The 13997-nt window shown below is 69.5% G+C and carries 14 protein-coding genes and 1 CRISPR repeat array (1 of these 15 cut by a window edge); of the genes, 10 read left to right on the plus strand and 4 right to left on the minus strand.

Annotation, left to right across the window (positions count from 1 at the left end; all coding sequences use genetic code 11):
- A CRISPR array of direct repeats spans positions 1 to 169; the repeat unit is 29 nt; unit sequence GAAACCCCCGCGCACGCGGGGATGGACCG (it extends 287 nt beyond the left edge of the window).
- A gap of 278 nt (positions 170 to 447) precedes the next feature.
- Complete coding sequence (locus tag J4H86_RS11335; protein ID WP_236543462.1) at positions 448 to 831, minus strand: SCO5389 family protein; 384 nt, start codon at positions 829 to 831, stop codon at positions 448 to 450.
- Between the two features lie 178 nt (positions 832 to 1009).
- Between J4H86_RS11335 and nucS the strand changes: the two genes are divergently transcribed.
- Entirely contained in the window at positions 1010 to 1690 is a 681-nt protein-coding gene (gene nucS / locus J4H86_RS11340; RefSeq protein ID WP_236543463.1) for an endonuclease NucS, read from the plus strand.
- Positions 1691 to 1774: 84 nt separating this feature from the next.
- Here nucS and J4H86_RS11345 read toward each other — a convergent pair whose 3' ends face one another.
- On the minus strand, positions 1775 to 2515 hold the full coding sequence (locus tag J4H86_RS11345) for a YaaA family protein (RefSeq protein WP_236543464.1): 741 nt from the start codon (positions 2513 to 2515) through the stop codon (positions 1775 to 1777).
- A 178-nt stretch (positions 2516 to 2693) separates the two neighbouring features.
- Here J4H86_RS11345 and J4H86_RS11350 point away from each other — a divergent pair, with 178 nt between their 5' ends.
- The 6 genes from J4H86_RS11350 (at position 2694) to J4H86_RS11375 (ending at position 8769) form a co-directional block, all read left to right on the plus strand.
- The gene (locus J4H86_RS11350) at positions 2694 to 3593 is read left to right on the plus strand and encodes an ABC transporter ATP-binding protein (protein ID WP_236543465.1); all 900 of its coding nucleotides are present in this window, start codon (positions 2694 to 2696) and stop codon (positions 3591 to 3593) included.
- Positions 3590 to 4435: an ABC transporter permease gene (locus J4H86_RS11355; protein WP_236543466.1), complete on the plus strand. Its 846-nt coding sequence runs from the start codon at positions 3590 to 3592 to the stop codon at positions 4433 to 4435. Before J4H86_RS11350 ends, J4H86_RS11355 begins: the two co-directional genes overlap by 4 nt.
- Before the next feature lie 55 nt (positions 4436 to 4490).
- Entirely contained in the window at positions 4491 to 5672 is a 1182-nt protein-coding gene (locus J4H86_RS11360) for a sensor histidine kinase (protein WP_236543467.1), read from the plus strand.
- Complete coding sequence (locus J4H86_RS11365) at positions 5669 to 6298, plus strand: response regulator (RefSeq protein WP_236543468.1); 630 nt, start codon at positions 5669 to 5671, stop codon at positions 6296 to 6298. Before J4H86_RS11360 ends, J4H86_RS11365 begins: the two co-directional genes overlap by 4 nt.
- 118 nt (positions 6299 to 6416) lie before the next feature.
- Positions 6417 to 7112, plus strand: coding sequence for a DUF1707 SHOCT-like domain-containing protein (locus J4H86_RS11370; protein ID WP_236543469.1), 696 nt, complete (start codon positions 6417 to 6419; stop codon positions 7110 to 7112).
- 133 nt (positions 7113 to 7245) lie between these two features.
- Positions 7246 to 8769, plus strand: a complete 1524-nt coding sequence (locus J4H86_RS11375; protein WP_236543470.1) for a M28 family peptidase — start codon at positions 7246 to 7248, stop codon at positions 8767 to 8769.
- Between the two features lie 117 nt (positions 8770 to 8886).
- On the opposite strand, the gene J4H86_RS11380 is transcribed toward J4H86_RS11375, so the two are convergent.
- Positions 8887 to 9942, minus strand: coding sequence for a TerC/Alx family metal homeostasis membrane protein (locus J4H86_RS11380; protein ID WP_236543471.1), 1056 nt, complete (start codon positions 9940 to 9942; stop codon positions 8887 to 8889).
- A gap of 11 nt (positions 9943 to 9953) precedes the next feature.
- Positions 9954 to 11486, minus strand: a complete 1533-nt coding sequence (locus J4H86_RS11385) for a carboxyl transferase domain-containing protein (RefSeq protein ID WP_236543472.1) — start codon at positions 11484 to 11486, stop codon at positions 9954 to 9956.
- A 130-nt stretch (positions 11487 to 11616) separates the two neighbouring features.
- On the opposite strand from J4H86_RS11385, the gene J4H86_RS11390 reads away from it, so the two are divergent.
- From J4H86_RS11390 to J4H86_RS11400, 3 genes are all read left to right on the plus strand, one after another.
- A complete protein-coding gene (locus J4H86_RS11390; RefSeq protein ID WP_236543473.1) occupies positions 11617 to 12312 on the plus strand; it encodes a FadR/GntR family transcriptional regulator in 696 nt (231 codons plus the stop codon).
- Between the two features lie 90 nt (positions 12313 to 12402).
- The gene (locus tag J4H86_RS11395) at positions 12403 to 13065 is read left to right on the plus strand and encodes a dihydrofolate reductase family protein (RefSeq protein WP_236543474.1); all 663 of its coding nucleotides are present in this window, start codon (positions 12403 to 12405) and stop codon (positions 13063 to 13065) included.
- A 127-nt stretch (positions 13066 to 13192) separates the two neighbouring features.
- Complete coding sequence (locus J4H86_RS11400) at positions 13193 to 13987, plus strand: hypothetical protein (RefSeq protein WP_236543475.1); 795 nt, start codon at positions 13193 to 13195, stop codon at positions 13985 to 13987.
- Positions 13988 to 13997 lie beyond the last annotated feature (10 nt).

The raw sequence follows: 13997 nt of genomic DNA on the forward strand, positions 1-13997 counted from the left end.
GGCCCAGCCCTGCGTTGGGAAACCCCCGCGCACGCGGGGATGGACCGCCACTGGTGTCCGGGCATGGTGTGCTCGGTGAGAAACCCCCGCGCACGCGGGGATGGACCGGTGCCATTCAAGGCCGCATGGGCCCCATCCGAGAAACCCCCGCGCACGCGGGGATGGACCGTGGTTGCGCTCAACCGCCCAGAAGCTGACGACGAAACCCCTGCGCACGCAGGGTGGACCGCCGGTCGGGTTCCTGACTTCGGACGGCGGGGCCTAGCCCCCACACCACTCGGGGCTGGACCTGGGTGGCGGGGCCGCTGGGCGGGCACGTCCGCCACATGAAAAGCGGCCGTGCGTCGCACGGCCGTTGGGGCCACGGGCGTGGGGGGTTACGCCCGTGGGTGGGGCGTGTGGGTTCCCCCTAGCGGTGGTGGCCGCGAACCCACACGAGAGTGCGCGTTAGCAGTCGACCAGTTCTGGGGACTGGTTGAGCAACTGGGCGCGGGGGGTGACGAAGGCCGCGTGGGCCGCTGTCTCCGTGGCGGCGAACAGGGCGACCTTGTGGCAGTTCTGGAACGCGATGCGCATCCCGAAGTGGCGTTCGAGTGCGGCGCGCATCGCGTCGCTGGCCATGGCGCGGAGGAGCTGGCCGCGTTCGGCCTCTCCCGGTGGGGGTACCTCGTTGGCGGCGGAGGGCGCCCCCGCGCGGACCTCCTCCGCGAGACCGCTGACCGTTGCCCACGCGTAGGGCAGCGACTCCCGGATGCAGTCGATGAAGGCGGCGTCCTCGACCTCTCCCCGCTCGGCCCGTTCCAGTAGCTGTGGCGAGACCGTCAGCGACATGAAATCCCCTTCCCAATGGTCGATCGTGCAGTGGAGACGTTAGGGCCGAGCGGGGCCGCAGGTCATGACTCCTGTAGGTGAGAAGTGCGTAGCGCCGACGCCACATGAAAATGGTTATGGCGTTCATTGTGGTCTTGGATGACGCACAGGGTCCCTGTTCGCGGTAACGTGCGTTGCTGTGCGTCTCGTTATCGCCCGCTGCAGCGTCGACTATGTGGGGCGGCTCACCGCCCACCTCCCGATGGCCCCGCGTCTGGTCCTGATGAAGGCCGACGGTTCGGTGTCCATCCACGCCGACGATCGCGCCTTCAAACCGTTGAACTGGATGAACCCGCCGTGCACCGTGCGCGAGCGGGTGGACGAGGAAACCGGCGACGCCGTGTGGACCGTCACCCACGACAAGTCGGGGGAGAAACTGGTCCTCACGATCGAGGATTTGATCCACGACAGTTCCCACGAGCTCGGCCCCGACCCCGGCCTGCAGAAGGACGGGGTGGAGGCGCACCTCCAGGAGCTGCTCGCCGACCACATCAACGTCCTGGGCGAGGGCTACTCGCTGATCCGCCGCGAGTACCCCACGGCGATCGGCCCGGTGGACATCCTCTGCCGCGACGCCGACGGCGCCACGGTCGCGGTGGAGATCAAGCGCCGTGGCGAGATCGACGGGGTGGAGCAACTGACGCGCTACCTGGAGCTGCTCAACCGCGACACCACCCTGGCCCCGGTCCGGGGTATCTTCGCGGCGCAGGAGATCAAGCCACAGGCGCGGACCCTGGCCGAGGACCGCGATATCGGGTGTGTGGTGCTGGACTACGAGGAGATGCGCGGCATCGAGCCCGACATGCTCCGCCTCTTCTGACCCCCACACCCCCAGCCCTGCTCCCCCACCAGGATTCCGCCACATCCAACCGGTGGGTGTGCACGTCCACCTGCCCTGGCGGGGTCAGTTCCCCACGACGCAGTCCAGTCCCCACGGGCGTCCCGCGCGTTGGGGTTCGCGGAGCTCGACGTGCCAGTCGAGCTCGGTGAGGTCTCGGGCCAGGTCCTGTGGGGACTCGGGGGTCGCGTCGGCGGCGATCAGGGCGCGGGCCACCGCGCCCCGGGTCGCCTTGGCCATGTGGCTGACGACGCTGCGCCGCCCGTCCACCTCGCGCAGGACGCGGACCGTGACGCCGCGTTCGCCCGGGTTCCAGGCCGCGGCGTAGGCGGCGGAGCGCATGTCCACCACCAGTCCGTCCCGGGCGCCGAGGGTCTCCTGGAGTGCGGGCCGCCAGGCCGCGCCGAGTGGTCCCACGGGCGGCAGGGTGACGCCCATGGACAGTCGGTAGGGCGGCACCCGGTCCTCCGGTGAGAGCGCGCCCCACAGGCCGGAGAAGATGACGAGACGCTCGGTGCTCGGCAGGGTCGCCAAGCCCAGGTTGTCGTAGAGCACTCCGGTGTAAAGCGTGGCCGCGCGCAGGGTGGGGGCGGAACGCAACGCCCTGTTGTGGTCCAGGGCCGTCGCCTGGCGCGGGGTGAGCCCGAGGACGTCGGCGGCGTCGGGGGCGTGGGAGGTCTCGACGAGAGCGTCGACCACCTTCTCGCGGGTGGAGGTGAGGCCGGGGAGGCTCAGCCGGCTCAGGTCCAGGGGCGGTCCGTCACCGGCGGACGCCTTGCCTTCCGAGGGGGGCAGGAGGATCAGCACGCCCGCCGAGCTTACCCGTGCGGCGGGGGCCGGGTGTGCGGTTCGCGGGGGTGTCGCGCGGTGATTGTGTGGTCTCTCGCGCCCTGGCCGGAGGATCACTGCCTCCTCCGATCGGAGGAGGCGGGTCGGACCTGGTGGCGGTGCCGCCGACGGGGGTCCGCTCGACAGACTCGAAGGTATGACCAAGACAACCAGTACAGACGCGGCGGTGTCCGTGTCCGAGCTGCGCAAGGCCTACGGCGCCAACGTGGCCGTTGACGGGATCGACCTGGAGATCCACCGAGGCGAGATCTTCGCCGTGCTGGGGCCGAACGGGGCCGGAAAGTCCACCACCGTGGAGATCCTGGAGGGGTTCCGAACGCGTGACGCCGGCACGGTCCGCGTCCTCGGCGTCGACCCGGGTGCGGCCGACCGCGCGTGGCGGGCCCGGATCGGGATCGTGTGGCAGAAGCCGGTGGAGAGTTCCCCACTGCGCGTCGTGGACATCCTCGAGCACTTCGCCACCTACTACCCCAGGGCGCGTCCCGTGGCGGAGGTCCTGGACCTCATCGGCCTGACGGAGAAGGCCCGCGCCTCGGTGCGTTCGCTCTCCGGTGGGCAGTTGCGCCGGTTGGACGTGGGGCTGGGGATCATCGGCCGCCCGGAGCTGCTGTTCCTGGACGAGCCGACGACCGGCTTCGACCCCGCGGCCCGTCGCCACTTCTGGGAGCTGATCCGCGGACTGGCCCAGGACGGCACCACCATCCTGCTCACCACCCACTACCTCGACGAGGCCGAGGCGCTCGCCAACCGGGTGGCCGTGATCGCCAGCGGGCGGATCGTCGCCGAGGGCGACCCCGACACCCTGGGCGGACGCGCGGACGGACGCGCCACGGTGAGTTGGCTGGAGGACGCCCAACGCCAGGAGGTCACGACCGACGAACCCACCAGGGTCGTGGCGGGGCTGGTCCAGCGGTTCCCCGGGGAGATCCCAGAGCTGAGCGTGCACCGGCCGACGCTGGAGGAGACCTACCTGCGGCTGATCGCTGAGAACACCGTCGAGGACGCAACCACGGAAACGCAGGAGGTCGCGGCATGAGCGACACACGCACGCCCCCGGCCGCGCGCCCCACGACCGACGCCCCCGCCCTTCCCGGTGCGCTGCGCATCGGGGCGGCCCGGGCGTGGTTGGAGACCCGCGAGTTTTTCCGGGAGAAGGAGACCGTCTTCTTCACCTTCTCGCTGCCGGCCCTGATCCTGGTCCTCTTCTCGTTGATCTTCGACGGCGGCACCGGGGACATCAATCCCACCGCGTTCTTCCTGCCCGGCCTGATCGCCATGGGCCTGATGTCGGTGTCCTTCCAGAACCTGGGCATCAGCATCGCCTACGAACGCACCTCCGGCGTACTGCGTCGCCTGCGCGGTACACCGATGCCGCCCGCCGCCTACTTCATCGGCAAGACGTTCCTCGTCTTCGTACTCGCGCTGGGCCAGTTGGCCCTCCTGTTCCTCATCGCGACGGTCTTCTACGGGGTGACCCTCCCCGACGACGCGGCCGCCTGGCTGACGTTCGCCTGGGTGATGGTGCTGGGCACCATCACCTGTGCCCTGCTCGGGATGGCGATCAGCAGTGTCGCCCGCAGCGTGAACTCCGCGTCGGGCATCGTCGTCGGCCCGTTCCTGATCCTGCAGTTCGTGTCCGGCATCTTCGTTCCGATCTCGGAGCTGCCCGACTGGGTGGTGAACGTCGCGTCGGCGTTCCCGCTGAAGTGGATGGCGCAGGGCATGCGCGCGGCCCTCTACCCGGACGGTATGGAGGCGATGGAACCCTCCGGTGCCTACGACCTGCCCCTCGTCGCCGGGATGCTCGGCCTATGGTGTGTCGTTGGGTTCGTACTGTGTCTTCTCACCTTCCGGTGGAAGACGGCGAGAGACGGGTAAGGAATCACCGGTGAACATGCAGGCTGGGGATGGGACGGCGGAGACTCTCGATCCCATGAACCCCGTGTCCACGAGTTGGCAGGTGTTCTTCGCCGTCGGCCTGGTCGTGATCACCGTGGTGTCGGCCGTCACCAGTGACCCGCCGTGGATCTGGGTGGCGCTGCCGCTCGTGGCGCTGCTGGCGATCTGGTACCTGACGCTCGGGATGCGCATCCTGCGGGACCAGGACCGCTACTACGAGAGCGGGACCGCCTGGGTGTTCGCCATCGGCGCGATGGTGCTGTATCTCCCCGTCGTCCTCATCTCGCCGATGGCGCTGTTCGGGCTGTTCATCATCTCCCCGTTGCTGTTCATGACGGCGGGGGCGGCGGCCGGCACCCTCTCCGGGGGCGCGATCCTGATCCTGCCGGAGCTCGTCAGGGCCTCCACAGGGGCGGTCGAGTGGTCGGACCTGCCGATCACGATGATGGTCAACGTCCTCATCCTGCTGTTCGCCTACTGGTTCGGTACGTGGATCAAGCGGGTCGTGATGGAGAGCGAGATCCGGGGCGAGCTCATCGCCCAGCTCCGCCGCAGTCAGGCCGACGTGGAGCGACTCTCGGAGGAGACGGGGGCAATGGCCGAACGCGAGCGGCTCGCCCGGGAGATCCACGACACGCTCGCCCAGGGATTCACCAGCATCGTCACCCTCGCCCAGGTGGTGGAGTCCGAACTCGACACCGATCGTGAGGCGGCGCGGCGCCACGTGGGCCTGATGCGGGAGACGGCGCAGGAGAACCTCGCCGAGGCCCGGGCGCTGGTGGCGGCGTTGGCTCCGGTGCAGCTGGCGGAGAGCACGCTGGACGCCGCCCTGCGCCGACTCGCGAGCCGGCTGGGCGACGAGCTCGGCATCCGCAGTCACCTGGACGTCGTCGGGGAGTCGACCGACCTGGGCCAGCCGGTACAAGTCGGCCTGCTCCGCGCCGCCCAGGAGGCGCTCGCCAACATCCGCAAGCACGCCCGGGCCGAGACCGTGGTGCTCCGCCTGGAGTACGGGGAGGACGCCGTTCGTCTCACCGTCACCGACGACGGGGTGGGCTTCGACCCGACGGCCGCCTCGTCCGGCCATGGCCAGGACAACATCCAACACCGTGTACGTCACGTCGGCGGGACCTGTACCGTGCGCAGCTCCCCCGGCGAGGGGACCACCGTCTCCCTCGACGTACCCCGACTCCGGACCGAAAAGAGCCCCGCATGATCCGCGTGCTCCTGGTGGACGACCACCCCATCGTGCGGGAGGGTGTCCGCGGCATGCTGACCGCCGAACCCGACCTGGAGGTCGTGGGCGAGGCCGCCTCCGGCCCCGAGGCCGTCACCGTCGCCGCCTCACTGCGCCCGGACGTGGTGCTGATGGACCTACGCATGCCGGGCGGCGACGGTGTCGACGCGACGACCGACCTACTACGCGACCAACCCGACTGTCGGGTCCTGGTGCTCACCACATACGACACCGACTCCGACATCCTGCGCGCCGTGGAGGCGGGCGCCGCGGGATACCTGCTCAAGGACACGCCGCGGCGGGAACTCGCCGACGCGGTGCGTTCCGCCGCGCGGGGCGAGACCGTGCTCGCCCCCGGTGTCGCCGGCAAGCTCGTGTCCGGGATGCGGGAGCGCCGCGACACCCCACAGCTCACCGAACGCGAACTGGAGGTCCTCCGCCTGGCGGCGGAGGGGCTGAGTAACGCCAGGATCGCGGGGCGGCTGTACATCGGCGCCACCACGGTGAAGACCCACCTGATGAACTGCTACGCCAAGCTCGGAGTCTCTGACCGCACCGCCGCGGTCACCACCGCGATCCGGCAGGGGATCCTGCCGCCGCACTGAATCTCGGGAACGGGTTCCCGGTCGGCGACTATCTGGCCCGACCGCGATGCGTCGTGTCCGCGCGACGCCGGAGGCGAGACACATGACAGCGCCACGATTGAGCACGATACTCAGAATCATGAATGAAATTCCCCCTTCGGAGAACAACGATCCATCCCAGATGCGCGCCTCGGACGCCGAACGGGACGCGGTCGCCGCCCGGCTCCGGGAGGCCTTCGCCGAAGGTCGACTCGACGCCGACGAACACACCGAACGCCTCGACAAGGCCTACGGCGCGAAGACGACGGGGGACCTCGTTCCGCTGCTCGCCGACCTCCCCGACGCCCCCGGCAACGCGGTGGAGAACCAGCCCAAGGCCGCTCCGGCCGAGGGATCCTCGGCCCCGATCTACGGCGCCAGCCGGATCGTGGACAAGCAGCCCACCTCCCGGTTCTCCTTCGCGCTCATGTCCGGGTCCGGGGTGTCGGGCGGCTGGACCATGTCGGAGACCTACGTCGCCGTAGCGGTGATGGGGGCCGTGGAGATCGACCTGCGGGAGGCGAGTTTCACCGCGCGGGAGTCCACCATCCACGCGAACGCGGTCATGGGCGGCGTGGAGATCATCGTCCCGGACGACGTCCGGGTCCGGGTGCACGGTATCGGGATCATGGGCGGCTACGGGCTCGAGGGCGACCAGCCCAGCGTCAGCGACCCCGCGGCCCCGATCGTGAACATCGTGGGCGTGGCCCTGATGGGAGCGGTCGAGGTTCGTTACGCCCAGCGGAAACACCAGAAGCGGATCCGGCGCCGCAAGCGCGGCCAGATCGAGGATTAAGGGCGACACTCCGACGTTATCTGGGCCTTGTGGGAGGAACCGGACGGTGGCAGGCTGCCGCTCATCCGGCACACCCTGTGCTGGCGTCCGTCAATCCGTGGCGGACCCATGGGACCCACTTGGAGGACGATCGATGTCCCAATCCCGCGGATCCATCCCCCCGTCGCGTAAACGGCGCGCTCTGACCACAGTCGGAGCCGTCACCGCGACGTTCGGACTCACCCTGTCCCTCGCGCCTGCCGCGGCGGCGGACCCCGGCGATCTCGGGGTCCTGGTGAAGACCGAGAACATCCTGACGCACATGGAGCGGCTGCAGACCATCGCGGACTACAACGATGGGAACCGCGCCTTCGGGACCGACGGCTACGAGGTCTCGATGATGTACGTCATGGACCAACTGGAGCAGGCCGGCTACAGTCCCGAACGCGTCCCGTTCGAGTTCGAGGTGCCCGTCGAGCACAGCGACCCCGGTCTGTCCCGGGTGGAGCCCGACCCGCGTGACTTCGTCGCCGGCGACGACTTCCTGACGCTCCAGTACTCCGCGGCCGGCGACCTCACGGCCCAGGGCGTCCCGGTGGAGCCGGACGCCGCCGACAGTGCCTGTTCCGCGGACCACTTCGCGGACTTCCCCGAGGGGGCGATCGCCATCGCCCAGCGTGGGGAGTGCGACTTCGCCGTCAAGACGCAGAACGCGGCCGACGCCGGGGCGGCCGGCATCGTCATCTTCAACAACGTGGACGAAGGGCCGATCGACGGCACGCTGAGCTACCCCGCGGACATCCCCTCGCTGGGTGCCGCCCAGGACGTGGGTCAGGAGCTGGTCGACAACGCGGCCAGCGGGGAACTCACCCTGAACATGGTGGTCGACACCGAGATCGTCACGGAGACCGGGTACAACGTCGTCGCCGAGACCGAGGGCGGCGCCAAGGACAACGTCGTGACCCTGGGCGCCCACCTCGACAGCGTGGAGAACGGCCCGGGCATCAACGACAACGGCAGTGGCAGCGCGACGATCCTGGAGATCGCGCTTCAGCTCGCCCGGCTCGACGAGCCGAACAACGCCGTCCGCTTCGCGTGGTGGGACGCCGAGGAGCTGGGCCTGCACGGCTCCGAGCAGTACGTGTTGGGGCTGAGCGAGGAGGAGCGGGACGACATCGCGCTCTACCTCAACTTCGACATGCTGGGCTCCTCCAACTACGGGCGGTTCGTCTTCGACGGACGCAACGAGCTCGGAGGGTCGGACGTGGACCCGGCCCCGGGTTCGGTCGCGATCCAGAACATGTTCGAGGAGTACTTCGACGACGCCGAACTGGTGACGGAGCCGACCGCGATCGACGGACGGTCCGACTACAAGGCGTTCCTCGACCACGGGATCCCGGTCGGGGGCCTGTTCTCCGGCGCCGACGGATACAAGACCGAGGAGCAGGTCGAGTGGTACGGCGGTGTCGCGGGTGAGCCCTACGACTTCTACTACCACACGCCCGATGACACCTACGAGAACGTGAACGTCGACAGCCTGGACGAACTGTCCGGCGGTGTGGTGCACGCGGTGGAGACCTACGCCGACAGCACCCTCCCGGTGAACGGGCGCATCCGCAGCATGTGGCAGCCCGGGGAGATCCAGTGGGAGCGGCACGGAGACGCCTGGCTGCGCTGACACCCGCCACCACCGTTGCGGGATCGACACCGGGCGGACGGTGCGTCTCGCTCGCCCAGTGCCCCGACAACGACGCGGCCCCCTCCAGCGCCATGCGCTGGAGGGGGCCGCGTCGCGTCAGCCCTGTTTCGCGTCCGAACCGTCCGACGCCACGGAACCGGCCGCGCCGTCCGCGCCGTCGGCTCCCGAGGTCATGTCCGAGGTGGTCGCCCGCACGTGGCTGTTGGACTCCGCGCGGGATCGCAGCAGGCTGGCTACCGTGGTGACGACGAGGATGACCCCGATGACACCGAGGGAGAAGAACTCGGTGGGTTCCCACACGTTGAGGTCGGTGGTGTGCGCGACCGCGTGCAGCATGAGGGTGATCCCGATGTAGCCGAGGATGAGCGCGAGGCCCTTGTTCAGGTACACCAGGCGGGTCAACAGCCCGCCGACGAGGAAGAACAACTGGCGCAGCCCCATCAGGGCGAAGGCGTTCGCGGTGAACACCAGGTAGGGCTCGCGCGTGATCCCGAAGATCGCCGGGATGGAGTCCAACGCGAAGACGATGTCCGCCAGGCCCACCGCGAGCATGACGAGCAGCAGCGGCGTGATGTGCAGCCGGCCGTCGATGCGTGTCACGAGCTTGGCGTCGTGGTACTCCCGCGTCGTGGGGACCACCTTGCGGATCGACCGCAGCAGCACGTTCTCGCGGTACTCGCCGTGGTCGGCGGAGTGCGCGCTGGAGACGAGCAGCTTGATCGCGGTGAAGAGCAGGATCGCGCCGAACAGGTAGAAGACGCCGATGAACGCCTCCACCGCCGCCGCACCCACCGCGATGAACACGGCGCGGAACGCGAGCGCCATGACGATACCCACCAGCAGCACCCGCTGGCGGTGTTCCCGTGGCACCGCGAAGGAGCCGATGATCAGCAGGAAAACGAAGAGGTTGTCGATGCTCAGTGAGTACTCGACGATCCATCCGGTGAAGAACGCGACGCTCTGCTGGACGTCGGTCACGACGCCCAGCACGATGCCGAAGATGATCGCGAAGCTGACGTAGACGCCCACCCAGGCCGCTGACTCACCGAGTCCGGGTTCGTGCGGCTTGCGGATCACCAGCACGAAGTCCACCGCGATGATCAACAGCATGACCGCGATGGTCACTGCCCAGACCAGGAACGGGACGTCCACGGATCAGCTCCTCATTCGTTCGGTACTACCGGTGTGTCAGGCCGAGCGTCAGGTTCCACGCCCAGCCTCCGGTAGCGCAAGAGGCGTTGATCCCGCCGATCGGTGGGGTCGGTTCGAAGTAGGTCCACCAATTCGTGGCGCAGGTGCTCGCCCACCCGCTCGCAGAATGATATGACCTCTTCGGCCGCGTCGTCGTGCTCGGGCACGATTCGGTCAACAATCCCGGACCGCAACAGGTCGAGAGAACGCACTCCCTGTTTCTCCGCGAGTTCGGGCCCCCGGTCCACGGTCCGGTAGACGATCGCGCTGGCCCCCTCCGGCGGGAGGGGGGACAGCCAGGCGTGCTGGGCGGCCAGCACCCGGTCCGCGGGGATGAGCGCGAGCGCCCCGCCGCCGGTTCCCTGCCCCAGCAGGACCGAGACGGTCGGCGCCGGCAGCATCACCAGTTCGGCGAGACAGCGGGCGATCGAGGCCGCCATGCCGCGCTCCTCCGCTTCCTTGGAGAGCGCCGCGCCCGGGGTGTCGATCACGGTGACCAGTGGGATGCCGAGTTCCTGGGCCATGCGCATGCCACGGCGGGCCTCCCGCAGCGCCGCCGGTCCCAGGGGTCGCTCCGGGGTCTGGCGTGCCCGGTCCTGGCCGAGCAGCACGCACGGCGCTTCCCCGAACTTGGCCAGGGCGAACAGCAGCCCCGGGTCGCGTTCGCCGTCGCCCGTCCCGTTCAGGGGAATCACGTCACGAGCGGCGTGCCGCAGCAACTGGCGCACACCCGGCCGGTCCTCACGTCGTGACCGGAGGATCGAGTCCCACGCGGGGACGTCGGTGACAGGCTCCTGGCGCCGCTCCGGGCCGGGTTCCAGGCCGTCCGTGGAGGCCATGAGCACGTTGAGGGCGCGGTCGGCGAGCTCGGGCACGTCCTCGGGCTCCAGCACGGCGTCGATCAGCCCGCGCCGGTAGAGGTTCTCCGCGGTCTGGACCCCCTCGGGGAACTCCCGCTCGTAGAGGGCCTCGTACACCCGCGGGCCCAGGAACCCGATCAGGGCGCCCGGTTCGGCGACGGTGACATGCCCCTGGGACCCCCAGGAGGCCAGCACGCCGCCGGTCGTGGGATTGCGGAGGTACACGAGGTAGGGCAACTGGGCCGCCTTGTGCGCCGCGATCGCCGCGGAGATCTTGACCATGGACAGGAAGGCGACCGTGCCCTCCTGCATGCGTGTTCCCCCGGACGCGGGCGCGGCTAGGAGCGCCAGACCCTCGGCGGTCGCACGCTCCACGGCCTCGACGAGCCGTTGTGCGGCCGCGACCCCGATCGATCCGGCGAGGAACGAGAACTCGCAGGCCACGACCGCCACGCGGCGGCCCCGGATCAGCCCTTCGCCGGTGATCACGGCCTCGTCGGCGCCGCTGCGTTCCCGCGCGGCGGCCAGTTCCGCCGCGTACTCCGGCGAGGGATTGACGTCCAGTGGCGTCGAGTCCCATGAGACGAAGGAACCCGCGTCGAGGGTGCGTTCCAGCAACTGTCGTGCGCTGATGCGACTCGCCATACTCTCCCCCCGGTCCGTGGACCGTGACCGCCCCAGACGGTGGGGCAATACTGTGTGCCTGACACTCGCCACGATTGGCTCAGTGGCCTAGCCAAAATAACCCGCCGAGCCCCCTAACGGAAAGGCAGGCATGTCCCAGCGCTCCGTCAATCCCCGCCCGGTCTCTCGTCCCCGGCTGTACGAGCAGCTCGTGCAGCGCTTGTGTGAGTACATCGGTGACGCCGGACTCGGCCCCGGCGACCGGCTTCCGCCCGAACGTGAGCTCGCCACCGCACTTGGAGTGAGTCGTGCCACGCTCAGCCAGGCGCTCGTCGCCATGGAGGTGCACGGCGTCATCGAGGTCCGGCACGGCGACGGCGCCATCATCCGACGCACGGTGGTCGAGGAACAGGTGCTGGCGATGCTGCGCGACCGGGGGAACCGACACGAGGAGGTGATCGAGGCACGGCAGGCCCTGGAGGTGAAGCTCGCCGAACTCGCCGCGCGGCGACGCGAACCGGCGGACCTCGCCGAGATCGACGACGCGCTGACCCAGATGCGCGAGGAGATCCACACGGGCCGGCGCGGCGTCGGTGGGGACGAGAGGTTCCACGCCGCGATCGCCACCGCGGCCAGGTCCCGCCTCCTCTCCCGGATGATGACCGAAATCGCGCCCCTTATCGCCGAAACCCGGCTGGGCTCCCTCTCCCAGCCGGGACGCCCCGACGCCTCGCTCGCCGGACACGAGCACGTCGCCGCCGCCATCCGGGCCGGCGACCCCGACGCGGCCGCCACCGCCATGCGCGACCACCTGCGTCTGGTGTCCATCATCGACAGCGAGGAGTGAGTGGCCGACCCTCTTCTCGCTGGTCCGGGGTACCGCCGGCCAGGTCGGGAACAACCCAACCAGGACACCGGAGCGTGCCGGGGGGAAGACATGGGAGTCACTCGATTTCAGGTGGCGGTCTCGCTGGACGGCTACATCGCCGGCCCACGACAGAGCCAGAGCGAACCGCTGGGCGAGGGCGGGGAGCGGCTGCACGACTGGATGACCCCGCTGGAGGCGTGGCGCCGCCAACACGAGGGCTACGCCGGCGGCACGGCCACCCCGAGCACACCTGTGTTGGAGGAGGTCCAGGCCAACATCGGCGCCGTCGTCATGGGACGCAACATGTTCGGGGGTGGCCCCGGTCCCTGGAAGGACACCTCCTGGCGCGGCTGGTGGGGCGAGAACCCGCCCTTCCACACCCCCGTATACGTCGTCACACACCACGCCCGCCCGTCGGCGGAGATGGAGGGCGGGACCACCTTCCACTTCGTGACCGACGGGGTCGACGCCGCGATCCAGGCCGCACGGGACACCGCGGGCGAACGCGACGTCCTGATCAGCGGCGGCGCCAACGTCATCCAGCAAGCCCTGGCCCTCGGAGCCGTGGACGAGTTCTTCCTGCACATCACGCCGCTCATCCTGGGCGACGGAGAACGTCTGCTGGTCAACGTCGGCGACCTGCGGTTGCGTCAGATCCGGGGCGTCGTCGCCTCGAACGTCACCCATCTCAAGTACCACGTCGAACCGCCCGAGCGGCGCGCTCCTTCCTGACGTCCGGAGCTCCGAGGGCCGAACGGATCGCGACGGATCGCGACGGAGCGCGACCGGCCCTGTCTCGAGAGTCCCCACCACTGTTAGGGTCCGGATGAGTCGTCCTCGATCCCCCGGAGTGACCTCCATGCGTGACACCTCGAGCAAACGCCGTGTGATCAGCCCCGGCGGCTTGCTTCTGGTCGCGGTGTGCTTCTTCCTGCCCTTCCTCACCGTGTCGTGTGAGTCAAGTTTCGGTGGGGGGAGTGTCACCTACACCGGTTTCGACCTCGCCTTCAACGGAGCCCCCTCGGTGAGCGGCTTCGGGGGTGAGGCCTCGTCGTCGGACCTGGACGACCTGCGGGCCGGGTTCCAACCCCTCGCGATCCTGTCCCTTCTCGGCCTCGTAGCGGGCATCGGGCTGGGACTCGCGCTCCCCACGCCGTTCGCCCGCTGGCTCGGCGGCGCCACGGCCACACTCGTCGCCCTGGCGAGCGCCATCGCCCAGCAGGTCTGGATTCGCCGGGCCCTCGACGAAGCCATCGAGTCCGAGGCGTCCGGGGCCGGCTTCGGTATCACCGCGGACATGCTGAACACCAGTACCGAGTTCGGGTTCACGATCGTCCTCACCCTGCTGCTCGTCGTCCTGGCCTACAACGTCGTCGAAGCGGTGTTCCAGGCCCGGCCCGATCTGCTACCCGGTGGGAACGGGCCGACCCACGTTCCACCGCCGGGATTCCCGCCCCAGGGCCCACCGCCTCCCAACCATGCGGTCTGGTCTCCGCCACCCGGCCACCCGAGCGGAGGGACACCACCGGGATACGGTCCTCCGCCGGGCACCCCGCCCCCGGGTCCCGCGACAGGCCCCCACCCGCACGCCCACCCCGCTCCCGCTCCGCCACCTCCCCCTCGGACACCGCCACCGTGGGGAAACACACCATAACCTCCGGAGA

It is taken from the genome of Spiractinospora alimapuensis (genome assembly GCF_018437505.1).
Taxonomy (GTDB): Bacteria; Actinomycetota; Actinomycetes; order Streptosporangiales; family Streptosporangiaceae; genus Spiractinospora; species Spiractinospora alimapuensis.